The sequence below is a fragment of the Klebsiella scottii genome (genome assembly GCF_036561945.1).
Taxonomy (GTDB): domain Bacteria; phylum Pseudomonadota; class Gammaproteobacteria; order Enterobacterales; family Enterobacteriaceae; genus Klebsiella; species Klebsiella scottii.
Genome location: NZ_JARXNI010000020.1, coordinates 120,811 through 143,025 on the forward strand (window position 1 = coordinate 120,811; position 22,215 = coordinate 143,025).

The window sequence follows — 22,215 nt, forward strand, 5'->3', positions numbered from 1 at the left end:
GTGCCATTATGATGAATTCCAATGCTCCGCTCCACGATAAGGTCGCGCTGGTGACCGGCGGGGCGCGCGGACTCGGCCTGGAGATCTCCCGGCAGCTTGCTGCGCTTGGCGCCCACGTTATTATTGGCACCCGCGATGAGCGCAAAGCCCGACAGGTGGCGAACGAGCTGCGTGGCCAGGGCGGCAAAGTATCGGCGCTCAGGCTCGACGTTACCCGCGAAGCGGATCGACAGGCGGCCTGCGCGGAGATCGACAGGGCTTATGGCAGGCTCGATATTCTGATTAACAACGCCGGTATTCTGCTGGACAGTCCCGACGGCGGCACGCCGGCGACCCGCCCGCCGAGCGAGGCGCCAGCGGACGCGGTGCGTGACACATTTGAGGCGAACTTCTTCGCTCCCGTTTTCCTGACGCAGGCTCTGCTGCCGCTGCTGAGACGCTCGACGGCGGGACGCGTCGTCAACGTATCGAGCATCCGTGGGTCGCTTGCCCATTTATCCGATCCGCATTCGCCGGTCTATCCGATTCGCGCGCTGGGGTACGACACGTCCAAAGCCGCGCTCAACGCCTTCACCATCCTGATTGCGGAAGAGCTGCGCGGGACACCAATCAAAATTAACGCCGTTCATCCCGGCTGGCTGCAAACCAGCATGGGCGGCGAACGGGCGGACATGAGCGTCGCAAGCGGCGCTCGTACCGTCATCCGCTATGCCTGCATCGGGGAAGAGGGGCCAACGGGCGGCTTTTTCTTCCAGGACCAGCGGCTGCCGTGGTGAGGCGGAATTTCCCTTTCAACCCAACCTACTGAGGAATTTGCAATGAATAAAAAACTCGCAGGAAAAGTCGCGCTCATCACCGGCGGTTCGCGCGGTCTCGGCGCGGCGATCGCTGACGTTCTGGCCGATCAGGGGGCGGATATCGCCATCACCTACGTTGCTTCCGCCGACAAGGCGCATGCCGTCGTGGAAAAACTCATCGCGAAAGGCGTACGCGCCGTTGCTATCAGGGCCGATCAGGGGGAGCCGTCCGCCGCGGAACCGTTGGTGCGCGAAGTCGTGGAGAAGCTTGGTCAACTCGATATTCTCGTCAATAACGCGGCCGTCGCGTGGCAGGGGAAAACGATCGATGCCCCCGATATTGACAACGCGGCGATGGATCGACAGTGGGTTATTAATACGATGGGCGTCATCGCGAACATCCGTGCGGCGGTGCGGGTTCTGCCGGACGGCGGGCGGATTATTTCGGTCGGCTCCGGCCTTGGCACGCGCATAGGTTTCCCCGGCACCACCGATTATGCCGCCAGTAAAGCGGCGATCGTGGGCTACAGCAAGGGCGCGGCGCGCGATCTGGGGGCGCGTAATATCACCGTCAACGTGGTGCAGGCGGGCATCATGGACACCGACATGGCGGCCGGCGCGCGGGATAACCTGCCGCCGGTGGTGATGGCATCTCACGCTATTCAGCGCTACGCGACCGTTGAGGAGGTCGCCGCGACGATTGCTTTCCTGGCCGGGCCGGATGCCGGTTTCATCACCGGCTCGGTGATTGACGTCAACGGTGGCTTCACGGCCTGATTCAGACGCGCTCGCTAACCGTCTCCGGCGGGAACTGACGCTGGTGCAACGCAATCGCCAGCGCCAGCGCGGCCACGACCAGCGCGAGCAGCGCAGAAACCGCTAAGCTCCCCTCAATGCCCAGCCGATGGTTAAGCCAGGCGTAGGCAAACGGCGATGCGGCCGCCAGCAGCTGGGCGGGGATCAGCAAAATCCCGGTGCGCCGGGCGTAATCCTGCGCGGCAAACAGCTGCAGCGGCAGCGTGGCTTTGAATACCGTGGTTAAGCCATTAATGGCGCCATATCCCAGCACAAACCCGGCGGCGGCCCACGCTAAACAGGGGCCGCTCAGGCCGAGCGCAAAGCACAGCGGCATCAGAAATGTCGTGAGCAGCGTCAGCCTGAGCGGCGTTAATGCGGAACCGGAAGCCACCTCCAGAAAACGAGCGCCGGTTTGCCCGACTCCCCACAGCATCCCTGTCGCCACGGGCAGGCCGTAGCTGGCGATAAATTCCGGCAGGTGAGTTGAGGTTCCGTTAGAGACAAAGGTCACCAGCGCGATCAGCGCCGCATACAGCAGGCCAGCGCGTCGATCGTGACCTGATGTCGGTCGGCGCGCTTTACGCCGCGGCGTCAGCGGGAGCCGGGTATTCGGCATTGTCCACAGCAGCAGCGCGCTGAGCACGCCGAACAGCGCGTAGACCTGCAGCGCGTGTCGCCAGCCGATCGTCGTCAGCAGGGAGGCGCCAAGCGGCCAGAAAACGGCGGAGGCTAACCCGCCCGCCAGCGTCACCCGCGAGAGAGTCACTCTTGAGCGCTGTCCGTAAAGGTTGACCAGCGCGGCGAACAGCGCGTCATACAGCGCCAGGCGCATACCGACGCCGGTCAGCAGCCAGGCGCTAAACCAGACTGGCAGAGTATGCGCATTCGCCATAGTTAAACATCCGCCAGCGATTATCAGCGTGCCGGAGACCACCACGCGCTGGCCGCCGAGGCGGGCCAGCAGGCGGGCAACAAAGGGCGAGACCATCGCCATCATCAGCATCGCAAGGGTCAGGCCGAGATAGATTTGCGCCGCAGACCAGCCGGTATCCTGCGCGATGGCCCGGGCAAAGGTGCCGGGCATATAAAATGAAATGCCCCAGTTGATAAGCTGGTTGCATCCGGCAGCAAAGGTGAGCAGGGCGGGGGCGGAGTGCGATTTTTCGGTAACTTTCATGGTCTTCTGTTCAGTTATAAGGTTGTCGCAGCATAACCCGCAGGCTATTGTGCAGGCAGACCCGTCCGTTTATGGCCCTTATAAGAGAAACTTTGCGATGATGACGCTGAATTTGGGAAACCTGGCGACCTTCCGGCTGGTGGTGCAGCGAGGGAGCTTTTCCGCCGCCGCCGACGTGCTGGGGCTATCGCAACCCGCCGTCAGTCTGCAGGTGCGTCAGCTGGAGCAGTTCCTCCAGACCCGTCTGGTTGAGCGCACCGGGCGAGGCGTGAAGGCGACGGCGGCCGGCCTGACGCTGCTGGCCCACGGCGAGCATATCGAGCAGGCGGTCAGCGCGGCGCTGCAGTCCGTCGGCGAGTTTAGTCATGAGATCAGCGGCGCGATTGCTCTCGGCACCGGGGCGACGGCCTGTATTCATCTTTTACCGCCGATACTGCAGCAGCTGCGCGAGAGCCACCCGCTGTTGACGGTGGGCGTGACCACCGGAAATACGCTCGATATCGTGCGGGCGGTGGAAGAAAACCGGCTCGACCTTGGGCTGGTGACGCTGCCGGCAAACGGGCGTTGCCTGGCGGTGACCCCGGTTCTCGATGAGGAGTTTGTGTTTATTTTTGCCAGCGAGGGCCAGGCGCTGCCGCCGCGGCTGACGCCTGACGTTCTGCAAGCCCTGCCGCTGATAGCCTTTGAGGCGGGAAGCGGTACCCGGGCGCTGATTGACGGCTGGTTTGATGCCGCAGGCCTGGCGATTGCGCCGGTGATGCAGCTCGGGAGCATCGAGGCGATCAAGCGCATGGTACGCGCGGGGCTGGGCTACAGCATTGTGCCGCGCATGGCGGTGGAGCACACGGAGGATCGTCGCGGGCTAAGCGTTCACTCGCTGACGCCGTACCTGCAGCGCCGGCTGGGCGTGGTGATGCGTCAGGATAAAATCCTTAGTAAAGGGATCGCCGAAATGCTGCGCCTGCTGCGGCACCCTGGAGACTGATCGGGCATCGGATACGGATACGGCGAGCGCCTTGTTACAGCCAGGCTATTCTCGGGTCGGCGTGACAACCGGGGCGGTGGATTGCTGCGACTCTTTTTTGTCCTGATGATGGTACCAGGCGCCGATAGAGGAGTAGACGAAACGTCCAAAGAAAAAGATAAAGCTGATAAGCAGTACGATACGGGTCATGCGACGGTTAAATCGATGTCGTTTACGCATACTGGGTGCCTGACTCACAAAAGGTTCCTTGAAGTATACCCATAACATGGGCGATAGGCGTATTAAGGCACAGGAAAGGTGCGGGGTCAATTGAAGAGGATGTAAAAATGCCTCCGCCGAAGTATTACTTAATGTTATATAACATAATCGTTGCATTTACATGGTTTCTTTTTCCAGCGGCCTGCGGCAAAAAAATAAGCATTATTAATATTAGCTAAATGATTTTTTGATTTATATCAACTGTCTGTTTTCGTTGGTAACTAGAATCTCCAGCCAGTTCCGCGTCGTTATTCCTTACGCGGTTGAGATGGTTGGGTTGGATGCCTGCCTGAATATACCCTGCTGGAGTTTGGGTTATCCGTAGAGCATCTATGAGCATAATTAATCTGTACAGACAATATCGGGATAAATGGTGGGCGCTGCCGCTGGTGTTACCCACTCTTTTACTCCCCCTGACGCGATGGACAAACTCCTACGCTGAACTAAACGGTAATGAAGTTTCTCTTTACTATTTACCGCTGGCGCTGGTATTAAGCCTGATGCTGTTTTTTGGCTGGGACGCGCTGCCGGGCATTATCATCGGGCTGTGGTGCACGGTGGCCCGCGATATGGCTCCGGAAGAGGCGATTGGCGTTATCTTCCACTTTCTGATCCCGGTGGTGCTGTGCTGGGGCGGGTACCGCATTTTTGTTCCGCGCAGGCAGCAGATCTCTCACGGTAACGTCGGCCTGATGCCGCAGAGGCTGTTCTGGCAAATGCTGCTGCCGTCGGCAATATTCCTCGTGCTCTCCCAGTTTGCCGAGTACCTTGGCCTTCATCCTCGCGCCACGGGCCTGATTGGCATCGACCCCTTTAGTTTACGATCGCTAATCACTTTTCAGGCGCTGATGGTCGGGTGTTTAACCGGCGTACCGCTGTGCTATTTCCTGCTGCGCATTATTCGTAATCCATTACATATACGCGGATTTATTTCGCAAATTCGCCTGCAAATGGACCCTAAAATAAAGCTGCTTGAGTTTTTTTTATGGGCAATAACGTTGTTAATGTTATTGGTACTATTATTAATACCCTTGAGTAGTACCAGTACGATATTTAGCACAAATTATACATTATCATTACTTATGCCGGTGATGCTGTGGGGCGCAATGCGCTTTGGCTATCGCTTTATCGCTCTGGTCTGGACGCCGGTATTAATTCTTATTATCCACTTTCATTATCGCTATTTGCCGTTCTCGATTGGCTACAATAATCAGCTGGCTATCACCTCGTCCAGCTACCTGGTGTTCTCGTTTATTATCGCCTATATGGCCATGCTGGCGACGCAGCAGCGCCTGATCCACGCGCGGGTACGGCGAATGGCATTTCTCGACCCGGTGGTACATATGCCTAATTTACGCGCGCTAAGCCGGGCCCTCGAAAACTCATCGAGGTCGGTGCTGTGCTTTTTGCGCATCCCGGAGCTGGAGCTGCTGGGGCGGCACTATGGGGTGATGCTGCGTATTCAGTACAAGCAAAATCTGGCAGAACATCTTAGCGCCTTGCTTCAGCCGAATGAGGCCGTTCATCATCTCTCGGGGCACGACCTGGTTATCCGCATGAACTGCGACGATCATCAGGCGCGAATTGAGACGCTGGATAAGCACCTGAAGCAGTTTCGCTTTGTCTGGGACGGGATGCCGCTGCAGCCCGCGGTGGGCCTGAGCTACTGCAGCGTACGATCTCCGGTGAAGCATCTGTATTTGCTATTAGGTGAGCTGAATACCATTGCCGATATGTCGCTAACCAGCGGCCACCCGGAAAATATGCAGCGGCGGGGCGCAACCCACGTCCAGCATGGGCTAAAAGATAAAGTGGCGATGATGAACCTGATCCTGCAGGCGCTGGAGCTGGACCGCTTCCGCCTGATGGCGCAGCCGATAGTCGGGATCCGCGGCGATAGCTACCATGAAGTGCTGTTGAGAATGGTGGGAGAGAATGGCGAAATCATCAGTCCGGACAGCTTCCTCCCGGTAGCCCACGAGTTTGGCCTCGCTTCGCGGATCGATCTTTGGGTGCTGGAAAATACGCTCTCCTTTATGAACCAGCATCGGCACGTCCTCCCGGGAATGCGGCTGGCGGTGAATTTGTCGCCGGTGTCGGTAAGCCGCAGCCAGTTCCCTGAAGAGGTGGAGCAGCGGCTGGCGCGCTACGGGGTTGAGCCCTGGCAGCTGATATTCGAGCTGACTGAAAATCACTCGTTAACCAACCCGCAGCAGGCGCGACAAACGCTGGCACATTTACAGGCGCTGGGATGCCGCGTGGCGATCGATGATTTTGGCACCGGCTATGCCAGCTACGCGCGCCTGAAAAGCCTGAACGTCGACCTGCTGAAAATCGACGGCAGCTTTATTCGTAATCTGGTCACCAGCAGCCTCGATTATCAGGTGGTGGCATCGATTTGCCATCTGGCGCGGATGAAGAATATGCAGGTCGTGGCGGAGTATGTCGAAACGGCGGAGATTCGTCAGGCGGTGATATCGCTGGGTATCGACTATATGCAGGGGTATGAGATTGGCGAGCCCGTGCCGCTGGAGACGCTGGCTAACGTGGCCGTACCGGCGACGGCTTGACTGCTGAAAAGTGGCCGGACGCGGAGCGCCCGGCCAGCCTGCTAGCTATCAGGCTTTTCTTCGGCAATTTTCAGCAGCCAGTCAGGCACGCCTTCCCAGTACTGCTGCTCTTTTTCCAGATCGAGCAGCACCAGCGCATTTTGGCTAAACCAGTCGTGCGGAAACACCAGCGTCCAGTGGTTGGCTTCGGTCTTCAGCGTCAGCGTCGGCGGCGTTGTCGTCGCCTGGCGCTGGTTGTTCAGCAGAATGCCGAGGCGCAAGAGCTGAATTAACGGGAGGAACTGCTTTTTCTTAAACAGCGTAAAGCGCGGCAAATCATCGAGCTTGATAGCCTTGCGGTGATAGCGCACCAGCGTGGCCATCAGCATCTGCTGCTCCTGATTGAAGCCGGGCAAATCGCTGTTCTGCAGGATATACGCCGAGTGGCGATGCATACCGCTGTGGTTAATATTCAGCCCCACTTCGTGCAGCATCACCGCCCATTTTAGCAGCGCCGACAGGTTCGGGTTGTCGAGCTTGGGGTTCTGATCCTGCCACTGCTCAAAGATGTGGGTGGTGGTTTCCAGCACCCGACGCGCCTGTTCGCGGTCGATATTGTACTGGTTTGCCAGGCTTTGCGCGGTGCGGCTGCGGATATCCTGATGGCGGAAGCGCCCCTCCATCTCGTACAGCACGCCTTCGCGCAGCGCCCCGTCCGACAGGCGCAGCTCTTTGATGGCCAGCGCATCGAACACGCCGCACAGAATAGCCAGCCCCGGCGCAAATACCGCCTTGCGCTCTTCAGAGAGGCCCGGCAGGCTCAGCGAGTCGAAGTTTTTATATTTCAGCAGCTCAGCGACCAGCATTTCAAGGCGTTCAGGCGTGATAAAGCCGTCCTTCTCGCCCATAGCGATCAGCACTTCCTGAGCGGCCTTAATGGTCCCGGAAGCGCCCAGCGCTACGGTCCAGCCCTGGATGCGGAACTGCCATGCCAGCGTTTCCAGCTTTTGCACCGCCGACAGGCGCGCGCGCTGGAAATTCTCTTTGTTGATGATGCCGCCCGGGAAGTAAATCTGCGAGAAGCTGACGCAGCCCATTCTGCGGCTTTCGACCAGACGCGGTTCGAAATCCTCGCCGATGACCAGCTCGGTTGAGCCGCCGCCGATATCAATGACCAGCTTGCGGCCGCGCTCGGGCTGAGTATGTTCGACGCCCATAAAAATCAGGCGCGCCTCTTCATTACCGGAGATTATCTCTATCGGATAGGGGATAACCTGTTCCGCGCGCTTGAGAAACTCAGCCGCGTTTGTCGCCTGGCGTAGCGTATGCGTCCCGACGATGCAGACGCTGGCGGGCGCAAAGCCCTGCAGGCGTTCGGCAAACAGCGACAGGCAGCTAAGCCCGCGCGCAATCGCCTCTTCGCTGAGCACGGAGTTTTCATCCAGACCATCGGCCAGATGAACCCGCTGTTTAAGGCGACCGATGATCTGCATTGCCCCGTCGACGACACGGGCGATCACCATATGAAAACTGTTTGAACCAAGGTCGACCGCAGCAAACTCCTGGGGCCGAGGGGCTTTTTCGTTTATAGGCATAGGTTAATCGGGCTGTTCGAGTGATTTGAGATAGTCATAGATCGCCATCTGAGCGCGAACTTTACGGCGGTTGCCGCGCGGCACGTAGCTATTACTCAGTTCTTTATCAAGATAGCGTGCTTTCACCGTGTCGTTGAACAAGATGTCAAAAATATCCAGCACCCGCTGTTTCAGACGCGGGTCCAGCAGCGGCGCGGCGACTTCGATGCGGTAGTCAATATTGCGCGTCATCCAGTCAGCGGAAGAGAGCCAGACCTGCTTATCACCGCCGTTTTCAAAGACATAGACGCGGTCGTGCTCAAGGAAGCGGTCAACGATGCTGGTGACGCGAATATTGTCGCTAATCCCCTCAAGCCCTGGGATCAGGGAGCACATCCCGCGGATTAGCAGGTTAACGGGAACGCCGGAGCTTGAGGCCGCATAGAGGCGGTCAACCAGGCCCTTATCGACCAGGTTGTTCAGCTTAAGGGTGATCCCGGAGGGCTGGCCGTTCTGGGCGTTAGCAATTTCCCGATCGATCATCTCATACAGCAGGCGGCGCGAGTTCTGCGGCGAAACCAGCAGATAGTCAAAGCTAACCGGACGGTATGGGTTTTCGATAAAGTTGAACACGCGACGGACTTCATTGGTAATACGCGCATCCGCAGTGATCAGGGAGTAATCGGTATACAGACGCGCGGTTTTTTCGTTGAAGTTACCGGTACCGATATGGGCGTAGCGGACAACCTCGTCGCCCTCTTTACGTGAAATCAGGAACAGCTTGGCGTGGATCTTCAGCCCCGGGGCGGAAAAGATAACGTGCACGCCGGCTTCAGTCAGGCGTTTCGCCCAATGAATGTTGGCCTCTTCGTCAAAGCGCGCCTGCAGCTCGACCACCACGGTGACTTTTTTACCGTTGTGGGCGGCGTGAATCATGGAATCGATAATCCGCGAGTCTTTGGCGACGCGGTAAATATTGATTTTGATCGCCAGCACGCTGGGGTCGAAGGAGGCCTGACGCAGCAGTTCCAGCACGTGCTCAAAGGTGTGGTACGGGTAGTAGAGCAGCACGTCGCGTTCGCGAATAGCGTCGAACCCGTTGCGGAACTTATCAAACCAGGTGTGGCGCAGACGCGGCAGCGGTTTATTGACCAGGTTAGCTTTGCCGACGTTCGGGAAGCCGATAAAGTCTTTAAAGTTGTGGTAGCGGCCGCCCGGCAGCATTGAGTCATAGCGTGAAATCGAGAACATTGCCCGCAGCATTTCGACCATCGCGTCCGGCATATCGCGCTGGTAAACGAAGCGTACCGGTTCGGCGGTGAGACGCTGCTTCAGGCTGGAGGACATCAGCTCCATCAGGCTCGATTCCATCTCGTGCACCAGATCGTACTCGGCGTCGCGGGTCATCTTCATCGAATAGGCGTTCAGCGTATCGTAATCGAAGAAGCCTTTAAAAATATCATCCAGGCAGTAGCGCAGAATGTTATCAAGCAGGATCATCGGCTTACGGCGGCGCGGGGCTTCCGGCGGCAGGTTAACAAAGCGCGGAACCTTATCTGACGGAATTTCCAGCAGGGCGTAGTTAACGGTTTCGCCGCGAATGATTTCCACCGCCAGATAGGTGTAATCATCTTTCAAAAACTGGATCAGGTCCGTTTCGCGGTTAATCAAAATAGGGGTAATGTGCTGGCGCAGGTATTGTTTAAAGTAGTTGCGCAGCCAGGACTGCTGATTGACCGACAGCTGGCGTTCGTTGATCAGGAAGATCTGATTACGCGCCATCTCCAGCAGCAGCTCGTTATACAGGCTGTCAAACTCCTGGTCGGCCTTCAGGACCCGGGCCTGAATTTTACCTAACAGGTGGCGAGAATGGGCGGTACTGCCTTGCTCTTCACTGATGATGATGCGGCGCTTGAGTTCAGCGAAGCGCACTTTATAAAATTCATCGAGGTTGTTGGAGTAAATTCCCAAAAAGCGCATGCGCTCAATCAGTGGGTTGCTTTTATCCGCCGCTTCCTGAAGTACGCGTTCGTTAAAGGACAACCAGCTGAGTTCTTTCTCGATGTATAGCTTTTCCTGGCCCATTACAACTCACACTCCGGTTGATTGATGTTGCATTTTCATTATGGCGAGCTTTGCCATTGAATGTCCAACTATGTCAAAGAAGTATGACAGTTTTCTTTCAACGCGCTGCGAAGAAAAGGAGGTCGCTTTCCTTTGCTCATTCTGTGTGCAAAATGCGGTAATTCAGCCGATCGCTGTCGCGCGTCAGGCGCCAAAACGCGTCTGCGGCTGAAGGTCCTGGCGCAGATAAACAATGGCAGCAGGGACAAAAAAAACGCCTCTGACGGATGCGAGAGGCGTTATCGATTACTCTTCTGCCGCGTATCCTTGCGGCGGCAGAGGCGCATCGTCAAGCCAGGCCTGACCCCTCTCCATGCGCAGACGACCGTCGACAAACCAGCTGACGACGAGCGGGTAAATGGCGTGTTCCTGAGCCTGCACGCGGGCGGTAACGTCATCTTCGCTATCGCCGGCGAAAACCGGAACTTTGGCCTGCAGAATGACCGGCCCGCCGTCCAGCTCATCGGTGACGAAATGCACCGAGGTTCCGTGCTCCTCATCGCCGTTTTCCAGCACCTGGCGATGGGTATACAGCCCGGGATATTTAGGCAGCAGGGAGGGGTGGATATTCAGCAGACGCCCCTGATAGTGGGCGACAAACGCCGGGCTCAGAATCCGCATGTAGCCCGCCAGTACCACCAGATCCGGCGCGTAGGCGTCGATCTCGTGCATCAGCTCGCGATCGAACGCTTCGCGGTTGGCGAACTGGCTGGCGGTGAGCGCGTGGGTCGGGATACCGGCCTCACGCGCGCGTTCAAGGCCGAAGGCATCGGCCTTGTTGCTGAATACCGCTCGCAGGGTGCCGCCGATCTGTTTCCGCGCGCAGGCGTCAATAATTGCCTGCAGATTACTGCCGCTACCGGAAATCAGCACCACGATATTTTTCATTCAATGACCACACGCTGTTCGGAATCAGAGGCTTTGATATAGCCTATTTTCCACGCGTTTTCACCTTTTTCGTTCAGCAGAGCGATGGCGTTATCGGCGGCTTCTGGCGGCAGCGCGATAACCATCCCGACGCCGCAGTTGAAGGTCCGATACATTTCGTGGCTGCTGACGTTGCCGGCAGTTTGCAGCCATTTGAAGACTTCCGGCCACTGCCAGGAGGACTCGTCGATCACCGCCTGGGTGTTATCTGGCAGAACGCGCGGGATATTTTCCCAGAAGCCGCCGCCGGTCAGGTGCGCAATGGCGTGAACTTCGACGTTAGCGATCAGATCCAGCACCGATTTGACGTAGATGCGGGTCGGCGCCAGCAGATGGTCGGCCAATGACGCACCGTTCAGGTCGGTGGTTTGCGGGTCGACGCCGCTGACTTCAATAATTTTACGCACCAGCGAGTAGCCGTTGGAGTGCGGGCCGCTGGAGGCCAGAGCGACCAGCACGTCGCCGTCGGCAACTTTGCTGCCGTCGATAATTTCTGATTTTTCTACAACCCCGACGCAAAAGCCCGCGACGTCATAATCATCGCCGTGGTACATGCCGGGCATTTCTGCCGTTTCGCCGCCAACCAGCGCGCAGCCTGACTGCAGACAGCCTTCGGCGATCCCGCTGATGACGCTGGCTGCCGTGTCGACGTCCAGTTTGCCGGTGGCATAGTAGTCGAGGAAGAAGAGCGGCTCGGCGCCCTGAACCACCAGGTCGTTTACGCACATGGCAACCAGGTCGATACCGATAGTGTCGTGACGCTTGAGGTCCATTGCCAGACGCAGCTTGGTGCCGACGCCGTCAGTGCCGGAGACCAGTACCGGCTCGCGGTATTTCTGCGGCAATGCGCACAGTGCGCCGAATCCGCCCAGTCCACCCATCACTTCCGGGCGGCGGGTTTTCTTCACCACACCCTTAATACGGTCGACGAGAGCGTTGCCTGCATCAATATCTACGCCGGCATCTTTATAGCTGAGAGAGGTTTTATCGGTCACTGCGAAGTCTCCACACATTTGCGGTAGCAAGAAAAATCGGCGCAATTCTAACAGGGATAGCAAACGTTTGCGAGCCTGCTTTGCAGTCGGCGTTAATCGGCGGCGAGATGGACAAATTTGATACTGTTCACGAAAATGAAACCGGGTACATTCTTGTGCTTGCCTCTGTGCGCCAGAATGACCATCATGCCACTGAAACCGGTTTCTCTTTTTGTTTAAGCGAGCCGAACGACGGTACTGAGGGGATTCAGGAGGGGGGTAAGGATGGTAATTGCCGCATTTGATATTGGTGGCACGGCGCTAAAAATGGGCATTATAGCCAGCACCGGCGAGCTGCTGGAGAAGGGCAAGCAGCCGATTCGCGACAGCGACGGCGAGCAAATTTTGCAGGCCATGCTGGCGTGGATTGCCGCTCACCCGGAGTGTGAAGGGGTGGCGATCAGCGCGCCCGGCTACGTTAATCCGCACACCGGCTATATCGAAATGGGCGGCGCTATCCGCAGATTCGATAATTTTGCTATCAAAACCTGGCTTGAACAACGTACCCGACTTCCCGTCGCCATTGAAAACGACGCTAACTGCGTGCTGCTGGCCGAGCGCTGGCAGGGCAAAGCCGCCAATATAAGTGATTTTCTGGTTCTGACGATTGGCACCGGCATCGGCGGGGCTATCTTCTGTAATGACCGGCTGGTGCACGGCGCGAGCTTTCGCGCCGGAGAATTTGGCTATATGCAGACCCAGCGCCCGGGCACCCGTGACGTTCGTCGCTACTCAATGAATGAGAACTGTACCCTGCGCGTCTTGCGCCAGCGCTACGCCGCGCATTTCGGCAAAACGCTGGAAGAGGTGACCGGGGAAGAGATATTCGATCGTTACGACAGGGGCGATGCGACCTGTCATCGGCTGGTGGCCGAATTCTTTAACGGCCTTGGCACCGGCCTTTATAACCTCGTCAACGTGTTCGATCCGCAGACTATCCTCATCGGCGGCGGCATCGTGGAACGCCCGGGCTTTTTGCCGCTGCTGCGTGAACATCTGGCCTGGTTCGGCATTGCAGACTATATCGACACCGTCAGCCACGGCAACGACGCCGGGCTGATTGGCGCCGTTTACCATTTCAATCAGCAATTCCGGTCGCCGACTGGCGATCGCTCATAAGGAAGAGAACATGTCTGGATTTAAAGAAGGTTTTCTGTGGGGCGGCGCGGTCGCGGCGCATCAGCTGGAAGGGGGCTGGCAGGAGGGCGGCAAAGGCGCGAGCGTTGCCGACGTGATGACCGCTGGCGCCCACGGCGTGGCGCGTGAAATTACCGACGGCGTGCTGGCGGGTAAAAATTACCCGAACCATGAGGCGATTGATTTTTATCATCGCTATAAAGATGACATTCAGCTGTTTGCGGAAATGGGCTTCAAATGCTTTCGTACCTCTATTGCCTGGACGCGTATTTTCCCGCTGGGCGACGAGCTGGAGCCGAACGAAGCCGGGCTGCAGTTCTATGACGATCTGTTCGATGAGTGCCTGAAGCACGGAATTGAGCCGGTTATTACGCTCTCCCACTTTGAGATGCCTTACCACCTCGTTAGCGAATACGGCGGCTGGCGCAACCGTAAGCTGATTGATTTCTTCGTACGCTTTGCGCAGGTGGTATTTAATCGCTATCAGCATAAAGTGAAGTACTGGATGACCTTTAATGAGATCAATAACCAGGCAAACTTCCACGAAGACTTTGCGCCGTTCACCAACTCGGGGCTGAAGTTCCTGCCGGGTGAGGATCGCGAGCCGGTGATGTATCAGGCTGCGCACTATGAGCTGGTCGCCAGCGCGCTGGCGGTGAAAGTCGCGCGGGAGATTAACCCGGCGCTGCAGGTCGGCTGCATGATTGCGATGTGCCCGATTTATCCGCTCTCCTGCGTGCCTGATGACATGATGATGGCGATGAACGCCATGCACCGCCGCTACTGGTTCACCGATGTTCACGTGCGCGGTAAGTACCCTCAGCATCTGCTTAACTACTTTGCGCGCCGCGGTTTTGCGCTGGATATCACCGACGAAGATCGCGTGGCGTTGAGCGAAGGCTGCGTCGACTATATTGGCTTCAGCTACTATATGTCGTTCGCCACCAAGGCCACCGAGGATAATCCGCTGCTGGATTATGATGAGACGAAGAGCCTGGTCTCCAACCCATACGTGCAAAAATCGGACTGGGGCTGGCAGATTGACCCGGTTGGGCTGCGCTACTCGCTGAACTGGTTCTGGGATCACTATCAGCTGCCGCTGTTTATTGTCGAAAACGGCTTTGGCGCCATCGACGTGCGCGAAGCTGACGGTACGGTAGACGACCAGTACCGCATCGACTATCTCTCCGCCCATATCGCGGAAATGAAAAAAGCGGTCGTTGAGGACGGCGTTGACCTGATGGGCTACACCCCGTGGGGCTGTATCGATCTGGTCTCCGCCGGAACCGGCGAGATGAAAAAGCGTTACGGTTTTATCTACGTCGATAAAGATAACGAAGGCAACGGGACCCTGGCCCGCAGCCGCAAGAAATCTTTTGCCTGGTATCAGCAGGTTATCGGCAGCAACGGCGAAACGCTTTAAACCGGCCTGAAGCCCCGTGAAACCCCGCCTGCGCGGGGTTTTTTTATTTTGATTTATACTGGCTCAGGCAGCGCAAAGCATTTTGGTTGATCCCGGTCAAACATATCGGCTATGGCGCAAATGGGAAAAAGCGGTATAATCCCGCGATTTTTTTTGTGGCTGCCCCTCAGAGGAGAAAGAGAATGAAGATTGTGGAAGTGAAACACCCACTCGTCAAACACAAGCTGGGCCTGATGCGTGAGCACGACATCAGCACCAAACGCTTCCGTGAACTCGCCTCAGAGGTTGGTAGCTTACTAACTTATGAAGCCACCGCCGACCTGGAGACCGAAAGGGTCACCATCGAAGGCTGGAATGGCCCGGTCGAAGTTGAGCAGATCAAAGGTAAGAAAATCACCGTCGTACCTATTCTGCGCGCCGGCCTCGGCATGATGGAAGGCGTTCTGGAACACGTTCCGAGCGCGCGCATCAGCGTCGTTGGGATCTACCGTAATGAAGAAACCCTTGAGCCGGTGCCTTACTTCCAGAAGCTGGTATCCAATATCGACGAACGTATGGCGCTGGTGGTTGACCCGATGCTGGCAACCGGCGGTTCGATGATCGCCACTATCGACCTGCTGAAAAAAGCGGGCTGCTCCAGCATCAAGGTGCTGGTTCTGGTTGCCGCTCCGGAAGGGATTGCCGCGCTGGAGAAAGCGCACCCGGACGTCGAGATGTACACCGCGTCCATTGACCAGGGCCTCAACGAGCACGGATATATTATTCCCGGCCTCGGCGATGCCGGCGATAAGATTTTTGGTACCAAGTAATTGAAGCATTAATAAGAAGCCGACTTTAAGAGTCGGCTTTTTTTTGAATCAAACACGCCAACAACAACTAATAAACGACACTCAGAGGAAAACACTATGACGCGCCGCGCAATCGGGGTGAGTGAAAGACCGCCGCTTTTACAGACAATCCCGCTAAGTTTGCAACATCTGTTCGCCATGTTTGGCGCTACGGTGTTGGTGCCAGTCCTGTTTCACATCAACCCGGCTACCGTTCTGCTGTTTAACGGTATCGGCACGCTGCTGTACCTGTTTATCTGTAAGGGCAAAATTCCGGCCTATCTGGGATCGAGCTTTGCGTTTATCTCCCCGGTTCTGCTGCTGCTCCCGCTGGGTTACGAGGTTGCGCTGGGCGGCTTTATTATGTGCGGCGTGCTGTTCTGCATCGTCTCCTTTATTGTTAAAAGGGCCGGCACCGGCTGGCTGGACGTGATGTTCCCGCCGGCGGCCATGGGGGCCATTGTCGCGGTTATCGGCCTGGAGCTGGCCGGCGTCGCGGCGAATATGGCCGGCCTGCTGCCGGTAGAGGGACAGTCTCCTGATAGCAAAACCATTATCATCTCAATGGTGACGCTGGGGGTGACGGTGTTTGGCTCGGTGCTGTTCCGCGGTTTCATGGCCATCATCCCGATTCTTATCGGCGTGCTGGTGGGCTACGCGCTCTCCTTCGTGATGGGCGTTGTCGACACCACTCCCATCGCCGAGGCGCACTGGTTTGCGCTGCCGACCTTCTACACGCCGCGCTTTGAGTGGTTTGCGATTTTCACCATCCTGCCCGCCGCGCTGGTGGTGATTGCCGAGCACGTGGGGCATCTGGTGGTGACGGCGAATATTGTTAAAAAGGATCTGATCCGCGATCCCGGCCTGCACCGCTCGATGTTTGCCAACGGCCTGTCGACGATGATCTCCGGCTTCTTCGGCTCGACGCCCAACACGACCTACGGTGAAAACATTGGCGTGATGGCGATTACCCGCGTCTACAGTACCTGGGTTATCGGCGGGGCGGCGATTATCGCCATTCTGCTCTCCTGCGTCGGCAAGCTGGCGGCAGCCATTCAGATCATCCCGCTGCCGGTAATGGGCGGCGTATCGCTGCTGCTGTACGGGGTGATCGGCGCCTCGGGTATCCGCGTGCTGATCGAATCCAAGGTCGATTACAACAAGGCGCAGAATTTGATTCTGACCTCGGTGATTTTGATCATTGGCGTCAGCGGCGCGAAGGTGCACATCGGCGCGGCGGAGCTGAAAGGCATGGCGCTGGCGACTATCGTTGGCGTTGCCCTGAGCCTGATCTTCAAATTAATTAGCGTCCTGCGTCCGGAAGAGGTGGTTCTGGACGCGGCTGATGCGGTTGATGAAGCCGAGGCAAAACGCTGATCCTCCAACCGGGCGGCGATCCCGCCCGGTTCTCTCACGGCAGACTTCGTGATAAACTCTCCGCGTTTTTCTGTCAGTCTATGATGAGGTCCATCTGAACGCACCGGCACAGCTCTCCTTGCCACTGTACCTTCCTGACGATGAAACTTTTGCGAGTTTTTGGCCGGGTGGTAATCCTTCTCTTCTTGCTGCCTTACAGAACGTTCTGCGGCAGGAGCATAGCGGGTACATCTACATCTGGTCGCGTGAAGGCGCGGGGCGCAGTCACCTGCTACATGCCGCCTGTGCGGAGCTTTCCCAGCGCGGCGATGCGGTGGGCTACGTTCCGCTGGATAAGCGTACGTGGTTTGTTCCGGAAGTGCTGGAGGGGATGGAGCAGCTTTCGCTGGTTTGTATCGATAATATCGAATGCGCGGCCGGCGATGAGCCGTGGGAGATGGCAATCTTCAATCTTTACAACCGGATCCTGGAATCGGGCAAAACCCGCCTGCTGATCACCGGCGATAGCCCTCCGCGTCAGCTCAATCTTGGCCTGGCGGATTTGGCATCGCGCCTCGACTGGGGACAAATCTATAAGCTGCAGCCGTTATCCGATGAAGACAAGCTGCAGGCGCTGCAGCTGCGCGCGCGGCTGCGCGGTTTTGAAATGCCGGAAGACGTCTGCCGGTTCCTGCTCAAGCGCCTGGATCGCGAAATGCGCTCGCTGTTTATGACGCTCGATCAGCTCGATCGCGCTTCTATTACCGCCCAACGCAAGCTGACCATTCCCTTCGTTAAAGAGATCCTCAAGCTCTAGCGAGCCGCGCGGGTTCCGCGCCATCATGACGATGGCGCATCTTGCTTAATTCACGATATCCAGCACCTGCTCCGGCGGTCGGCCGATCCGCGCCTCGCCGTGGCTGACGACGATAGGGCGTTCAATCAGCTTCGGATTGTCGACCATCGCCTGAATAAGCGCATCCTCGCTGAGCTGAGGGTCGGCAAGTTCTAATGACTTATACAGATCTTCCTTCTGGCGCATCAGCTCACGGGCGCTCACCATACCCAGCATTTTCAGCAGCTGGCGCAGCGTCGCCGCATCCGGCGGCGTCTCCAGATAGAGCACCACTTCAGGGTCGATACCGTTAGCCTTCAGCAGGCTCAGGGTGTCGCGGCTCTTGGAGCAGCGTGGGTTATGGTAAATTTTTACCGCGTCAGACATGAGGTCTCCTTACATTTTTTGATATGGGCGGAATCGTTCCTGCAGCTGGCGCAGCTGATCGATGCGCGCATCGTAGCGAGCCTGCTGCAGGCTGCCCAACTTCACCTGTGAACTGGCGCTGCTGAGCAGCGAAATAGCCTGCGTAAGCTGGCCGACCAGCGCCACTCCTTCCGCACGGGCCGCCAGCTCCTGATCGCGATTGCCGAGGGCCGCTTCCGCCTGCGCCAGCAGGTCCCAGCCGTTGCCATCGTCTTTATTATTAAAGGTGTAACGGTTAAGGATATTCGCCGCGTCGGCCGGCTGTCCGCCCTGCAGGTAGGCGTTAGCGAGGTTCAGCTGCAGTACCGGGTTGGTGCGGATCTCGCGGGCGTTTTTCAGTCGGTTAATCGCATCGGCCGTTTTCTTCTGGCCAAGGTCAATATCGGTTGCCAGATCGAGATACCAGGCATTTTGCGGATCGGCGCTCAGCAGAGGTTGCAGGGTTTTACGCGCAAGATCGTAGTTATTGCTGCCCATCGCCAGCAGGGCGTGGCCGTACTGCGCGGCGTGCTGCTCGCGGATATTGCCTTTCGCCCAGGCATCGAGCAGGTCGCTGCCGAGCTTATTGTCCCCGGAGTTATACATCCCCAGCGTTCTGGCCTTGGCCATATAAAAATCGGCCGATGATTGCACCACTACCGGACGCATCTGATTCGCGCGGTTGCGGGCGTCGGACAGGCGGCTTTCCGGTAACGGGTGGGTGAGCAGCATTTCCGGCGGGCGGGTGGAGTAGCGCGACTGGTCGAGCAGCTTGCTCATAAACGCCGGCATCGCCTGCGGATCGAATCCGGAGCGCTGCAGCACCTGAATCCCGATGCGGTCAGCCTCTTCTTCATTCTGGCGGGTAAAGCTGATCAGCCCCTGCTGGGTGCCGGCCAACGTGCCGGTGAGGGCCGCCATACCGGCCTGCGGGCTGGCCATCGCCAGCAGAATCGAGCCCAGCGCGCCAACCCAGGTCAGCGGGGCGTTGCGCCTTTGGTCTTCCATCGCGCGCGCGAGATGGCGCTGCGTGACGTGTGAAATTTCGTGCGCCATGACTGACGCCAGCTCACTCTCCGTATCCGAGTAGCGGAACAGGGCCGAGTGCAGCACAACGTTGCCGCCAAAGAAGGCGAAGGCGTTAATCTGGTCGTTATTGATCAGGTAGAAGTGGAAGGGGGTTCGCACCGAGTTGGCGTGCGAAACCAGGCGCATACCTAATCCGTTAATGTATTGCACCAGCAGCGGGTCGTTAATCAACGGAGCGCTGCCGCGCAGCTGGCGGACGTAGTAATCCCCCATCTGCATCTCCTGACCGATGGAAAGCGTGCTTCCTGCAGAGGTACCCATATCAGGCAGGGTATCTGCGGAGTCAGCAAAAGCAGGTAAAATCGAACCCAGCGTCAGCGACGCTATCACGGTTGCCACCAGCGTTTTCTTTAACTGCCTGAACATAACCTCTGTCCTGTTTATGTGGATGTGCCAGTTTGACCGGTAGGGCGGTGGAATGTTCCATTTCCGCTTGTCCTGCGAGTTTAGCTGTCGTTGACGCCGTTGAAAATATGATATTGCTGCGGGAAGTCATGTTTGTGGTTTTGCTAATAAAAAGCGAAGTCTTTTTTGTGACGTTTAGATACAATTCCTCGGGTTGTTGCAGTTTTGCGCTTCAGGGAAGGGTTTATGCTTGAGATGTTAATACAGTGGTACCGCCGCCGGTTCAGCGATCCGGAGGCGATAGCGCTGCTGGTTATTTTGCTGGCTGGATTCGGCATTATGTTCTTTTTCAGCGGTCTGCTGGCGCCGTTACTGGTGGCTATCGTGCTGGCCTATCTGCTGGAGTGGCCGACCGTCAGGCTCGAGCGCGTGGGGCTATCGCGTACCTGGGCGACGTCGTTCGTTCTGATACTGTTTGTCGGTATTTTGCTGCTGATGGCCTTCGTGGTGATGCCCGTCGCCTGGCAGCAGGGGATCTATCTGATTCGCGATATGCCGGGCATGCTGAATAAGCTCTCCGATTTTGCCGCCACCGTGCCGCGCCGCTATCCGGCGCTGATGGATGCCGGGATTATCGACGCGATGGCTGATAATATGCGTAACCGCATGCTGACCGTCGGCGATTCGGTGGTGAAGTACTCCCTGGCCTCGCTGGTCGGTTTATTGACCCTGGCGGTCTATCTGGTGCTGGTACCGCTGATGGTTTTCTTCCTGCTGAAAGACAAAGAGCAGATGCTGAACGCCGTACGCCGCGTGCTGCCGCGTAACCGCGGGCTGGCAGGGCAGGTGTGGAAGGAGATGAATCAGCAAATCACCAACTACATTCGCGGTAAGGTGCTGGAGATGATCGTCGTCGGCGTGGCGACGTGGATCGGCTTTATCCTCTTTGGGCTCAACTATTCGCTGCTGCTGGCGGTGCTGGTCGGGTTCTCGGTGCTGATCCCCTACATCGGCGCCTTCGTGGTCACCATCCCGGTGGTGGGCGTGGCGCTGTTTCAGTTCGGCGCGGGCACCGAGTTCTGGAGCCTGTTTGCGGTATACCTGATTATTCAAGGGCTGGACGGCAACCTGCTGGTGCCGGTGCTGTTCTCCGAAGCGGTTAACCTGCATCCGCTGGTGATTATTCTGTCGGTGGTTATCTTTGGCGGGCTGTGGGGATTCTGGGGCGTATTCTTTGCCATCCCGCTGGCGACCTTAATCAAGGCGGTGGTGCACGCCTGGCCGGACGGACTGGTGGTAGAAGACGATAAATAGCGCGACGGCTTGACGAACGGAAGTGCTAAAACGGACGCCGGGTCAGTGAAATGCCCCGGCGTCCCGCGTTCAATAAAACGTTAACCGTTTTCTTTCAGCCAGTTCAGCACCACGTCGTGGTGATTGCTGGTTTTGAAGTTATCAAACACGTGTTCAACTTTGCCATCTGTATCAATCAGGAAACTAATACGGTGAATACCGTCGTAGGTTTTCCCCATAAACGATTTTTCGCCCCAGATACCAAACTGCTCGCAGACCTGATGGTTTTCATCAGACAGCAGCGTGAAGTTCAGCAGCTCTTTTTCGGCGAAACGGGAGAGTTTTTCTGGTTTATCCGTACTGATGCCCAGTACCTCAACGCCCGCTTTCTTTAAGTCATCCATATTATCGCGCAGGCCGCAGGCCTGAACGGTACAGCCCGGGGTCATGGCTTTCGGGTAAAAATAAACCAGAACACGCTGTCCCTGGAAGTCGGTCAAATTTACTTCCTCGCCGTCCTGGTCTGGTAAGCTAAATTTCGGTGCAATATCACCGGCTTTCAGTGGATTCATTACTCAAACTCCATCCTGTTCATCATGCTGTGAATAATTAACGATGTTAATACTGCCTTGTGCGTTCAGTTCTGTACATAGGGCTTTGAACGCTTGTTCGATATTTGATGCATTTTGCGTAGCGGGACTGTGCGCCGATATCTGGATGAAGAGTTGGGCTGAATCGTCATTGCCGCCGATCTGGGTACGAGAAACCAGTTCGGCGATATTCATATTCCACGCGTCAAACAGGGCGGTGAAGCGCTCGATAATATGCGGCGAGTCCGGTACCTCAACCTGGACCCAGACGGTGTTTGGCATGGCCTGAGGCGGCCGCGCGGTTGTCCGTTTCATCACGATCAGCAGATCCAGCTCGGCACCTTTCAGCGGTAGGGTCGATTCAATCAGGTTAATCGCATTCCACGTACCAGAAAGCAGCATGATAAACGTAAATTCGTCACCGAGCATGGCCAGCCGGCTGTCTTCGATATTACAGCCGCAGCTGCTGACGTGGCGGGTGATCGTATTCACGATGCCGGGACGGTCAGCGCCCAAAGCGGTAATAACCAGATAGTGTTGTAATGAGGCGGTCAAACCTGTTCTTCCTTTAAAAAGGTGAGGTAACATTAGGAAAGCATAAAAAAAACCGGCATACAACATCCCTGAAGGCATCGGGTCTCTTGCTTTTATTACGGCACCAAACGTAACATTGAGAATCTTGTCGCACTTCT

General features: G+C 57.0%; 20 protein-coding genes. 10 read left to right on the plus strand and 10 right to left on the minus strand.

The window, feature by feature from the left end:
- Positions 1-8: 8 nt before the first annotated feature.
- On the plus strand, positions 9-776 hold the full coding sequence (locus QFI97_RS08355) for an SDR family oxidoreductase (protein ID WP_346430923.1): 768 nt from the start codon (positions 9-11) through the stop codon (positions 774-776).
- A gap of 42 nt (positions 777-818) precedes the next feature.
- Positions 819-1,574, plus strand: a complete 756-nt coding sequence (locus QFI97_RS08360; RefSeq protein ID WP_346430924.1) for an SDR family NAD(P)-dependent oxidoreductase — start codon at positions 819-821, stop codon at positions 1,572-1,574.
- Between the two features lies 1 nt (position 1,575).
- Here QFI97_RS08360 and QFI97_RS08365 read toward each other — a convergent pair whose 3' ends face one another.
- Positions 1,576-2,772, minus strand: coding sequence for an MFS transporter (locus QFI97_RS08365; protein ID WP_346430925.1), 1,197 nt, complete (start codon positions 2,770-2,772; stop codon positions 1,576-1,578).
- 97 nt (positions 2,773-2,869) lie between these two features.
- On the opposite strand from QFI97_RS08365, the gene QFI97_RS08370 reads away from it, so the two are divergent.
- Positions 2,870-3,757 (plus strand): LysR family transcriptional regulator, encoded by an 888-nt coding sequence (locus QFI97_RS08370; RefSeq protein WP_346430926.1) that lies wholly within the window; start codon positions 2,870-2,872, stop codon positions 3,755-3,757.
- A 45-nt stretch (positions 3,758-3,802) separates the two neighbouring features.
- Here QFI97_RS08370 and QFI97_RS08375 read toward each other — a convergent pair whose 3' ends face one another.
- Positions 3,803-3,994, minus strand: coding sequence for a YfgG family protein (locus QFI97_RS08375; RefSeq protein WP_071844960.1), 192 nt, complete (start codon positions 3,992-3,994; stop codon positions 3,803-3,805).
- A 353-nt stretch (positions 3,995-4,347) separates the two neighbouring features.
- On the opposite strand from QFI97_RS08375, the gene QFI97_RS08380 reads away from it, so the two are divergent.
- The gene (locus tag QFI97_RS08380; protein WP_346430927.1) at positions 4,348-6,585 is read left to right on the plus strand and encodes an EAL domain-containing protein; all 2,238 of its coding nucleotides are present in this window, start codon (positions 4,348-4,350) and stop codon (positions 6,583-6,585) included.
- Positions 6,586-6,626: 41 nt separating this feature from the next.
- Here the strand turns inward: QFI97_RS08380 and ppx are convergent, their stop codons facing one another.
- The 4 genes from ppx to purM all read right to left on the minus strand — a co-directional run bounded on the left by ppx (position 6,627) and on the right by purM (position 12,184).
- Positions 6,627-8,159 (minus strand): exopolyphosphatase, encoded by a 1,533-nt coding sequence (ppx, locus tag QFI97_RS08385; RefSeq protein WP_346430928.1) that lies wholly within the window; start codon positions 8,157-8,159, stop codon positions 6,627-6,629.
- 3 nt (positions 8,160-8,162) lie between these two features.
- Positions 8,163-10,223 (minus strand): polyphosphate kinase 1, encoded by a 2,061-nt coding sequence (gene ppk1, locus QFI97_RS08390; protein ID WP_095100346.1) that lies wholly within the window; start codon positions 10,221-10,223, stop codon positions 8,163-8,165.
- 285 nt (positions 10,224-10,508) lie between these two features.
- On the minus strand, positions 10,509-11,150 hold the full coding sequence (gene purN, locus QFI97_RS08395) for a phosphoribosylglycinamide formyltransferase (protein WP_095100348.1): 642 nt from the start codon (positions 11,148-11,150) through the stop codon (positions 10,509-10,511).
- Positions 11,147-12,184, minus strand: coding sequence for a phosphoribosylformylglycinamidine cyclo-ligase (gene purM, locus QFI97_RS08400; RefSeq protein ID WP_095100350.1), 1,038 nt, complete (start codon positions 12,182-12,184; stop codon positions 11,147-11,149). Before purM ends, purN begins: the two co-directional genes overlap by 4 nt.
- 264 nt (positions 12,185-12,448) lie before the next feature.
- Here purM and bglK point away from each other — a divergent pair, with 264 nt between their 5' ends.
- From bglK to QFI97_RS08425, 5 genes are all read left to right on the plus strand, one after another.
- Positions 12,449-13,342, plus strand: a complete 894-nt coding sequence (bglK, locus tag QFI97_RS08405; RefSeq protein ID WP_095100352.1) for a beta-glucoside kinase BglK — start codon at positions 12,449-12,451, stop codon at positions 13,340-13,342.
- A 10-nt stretch (positions 13,343-13,352) separates the two neighbouring features.
- On the plus strand, positions 13,353-14,783 hold the full coding sequence (locus QFI97_RS08410) for a 6-phospho-beta-glucosidase (protein WP_346430929.1): 1,431 nt from the start codon (positions 13,353-13,355) through the stop codon (positions 14,781-14,783).
- A 182-nt stretch (positions 14,784-14,965) separates the two neighbouring features.
- Positions 14,966-15,592, plus strand: a complete 627-nt coding sequence (gene upp, locus QFI97_RS08415; RefSeq protein WP_095101327.1) for a uracil phosphoribosyltransferase — start codon at positions 14,966-14,968, stop codon at positions 15,590-15,592.
- 96 nt (positions 15,593-15,688) lie between these two features.
- Positions 15,689-16,987, plus strand: coding sequence for a uracil permease (gene uraA / locus QFI97_RS08420; protein ID WP_346430930.1), 1,299 nt, complete (start codon positions 15,689-15,691; stop codon positions 16,985-16,987).
- A gap of 94 nt (positions 16,988-17,081) precedes the next feature.
- Positions 17,082-17,783, plus strand: a complete 702-nt coding sequence (locus QFI97_RS08425) for a DnaA inactivator Hda (RefSeq protein WP_217698328.1) — start codon at positions 17,082-17,084, stop codon at positions 17,781-17,783.
- Between the two features lie 45 nt (positions 17,784-17,828).
- Here QFI97_RS08425 and arsC read toward each other — a convergent pair whose 3' ends face one another.
- Together arsC and bepA are read right to left on the minus strand one after the other, a co-directional pair.
- Positions 17,829-18,188, minus strand: coding sequence for an arsenate reductase (glutaredoxin) (gene arsC, locus QFI97_RS08430; protein ID WP_041146684.1), 360 nt, complete (start codon positions 18,186-18,188; stop codon positions 17,829-17,831).
- Positions 18,189-18,197: 9 nt separating this feature from the next.
- Positions 18,198-19,661, minus strand: a complete 1,464-nt coding sequence (gene bepA / locus QFI97_RS08435) for a beta-barrel assembly-enhancing protease (RefSeq protein WP_095100358.1) — start codon at positions 19,659-19,661, stop codon at positions 18,198-18,200.
- A 225-nt stretch (positions 19,662-19,886) separates the two neighbouring features.
- On the opposite strand from bepA, the gene QFI97_RS08440 reads away from it, so the two are divergent.
- On the plus strand, positions 19,887-20,954 hold the full coding sequence (locus QFI97_RS08440; RefSeq protein WP_095100360.1) for an AI-2E family transporter: 1,068 nt from the start codon (positions 19,887-19,889) through the stop codon (positions 20,952-20,954).
- Positions 20,955-21,034: 80 nt separating this feature from the next.
- Here QFI97_RS08440 and bcp read toward each other — a convergent pair whose 3' ends face one another.
- Positions 21,035-21,505: a thioredoxin-dependent thiol peroxidase gene (gene bcp, locus QFI97_RS08445; protein WP_041146681.1), complete on the minus strand. Its 471-nt coding sequence runs from the start codon at positions 21,503-21,505 to the stop codon at positions 21,035-21,037.
- 3 nt (positions 21,506-21,508) lie between these two features.
- Positions 21,509-22,078: a glycine cleavage system transcriptional repressor gene (locus QFI97_RS08450; RefSeq protein WP_346432076.1), complete on the minus strand. Its 570-nt coding sequence runs from the start codon at positions 22,076-22,078 to the stop codon at positions 21,509-21,511.
- Between the last annotated feature and the right edge of the window lie 137 nt (positions 22,079-22,215).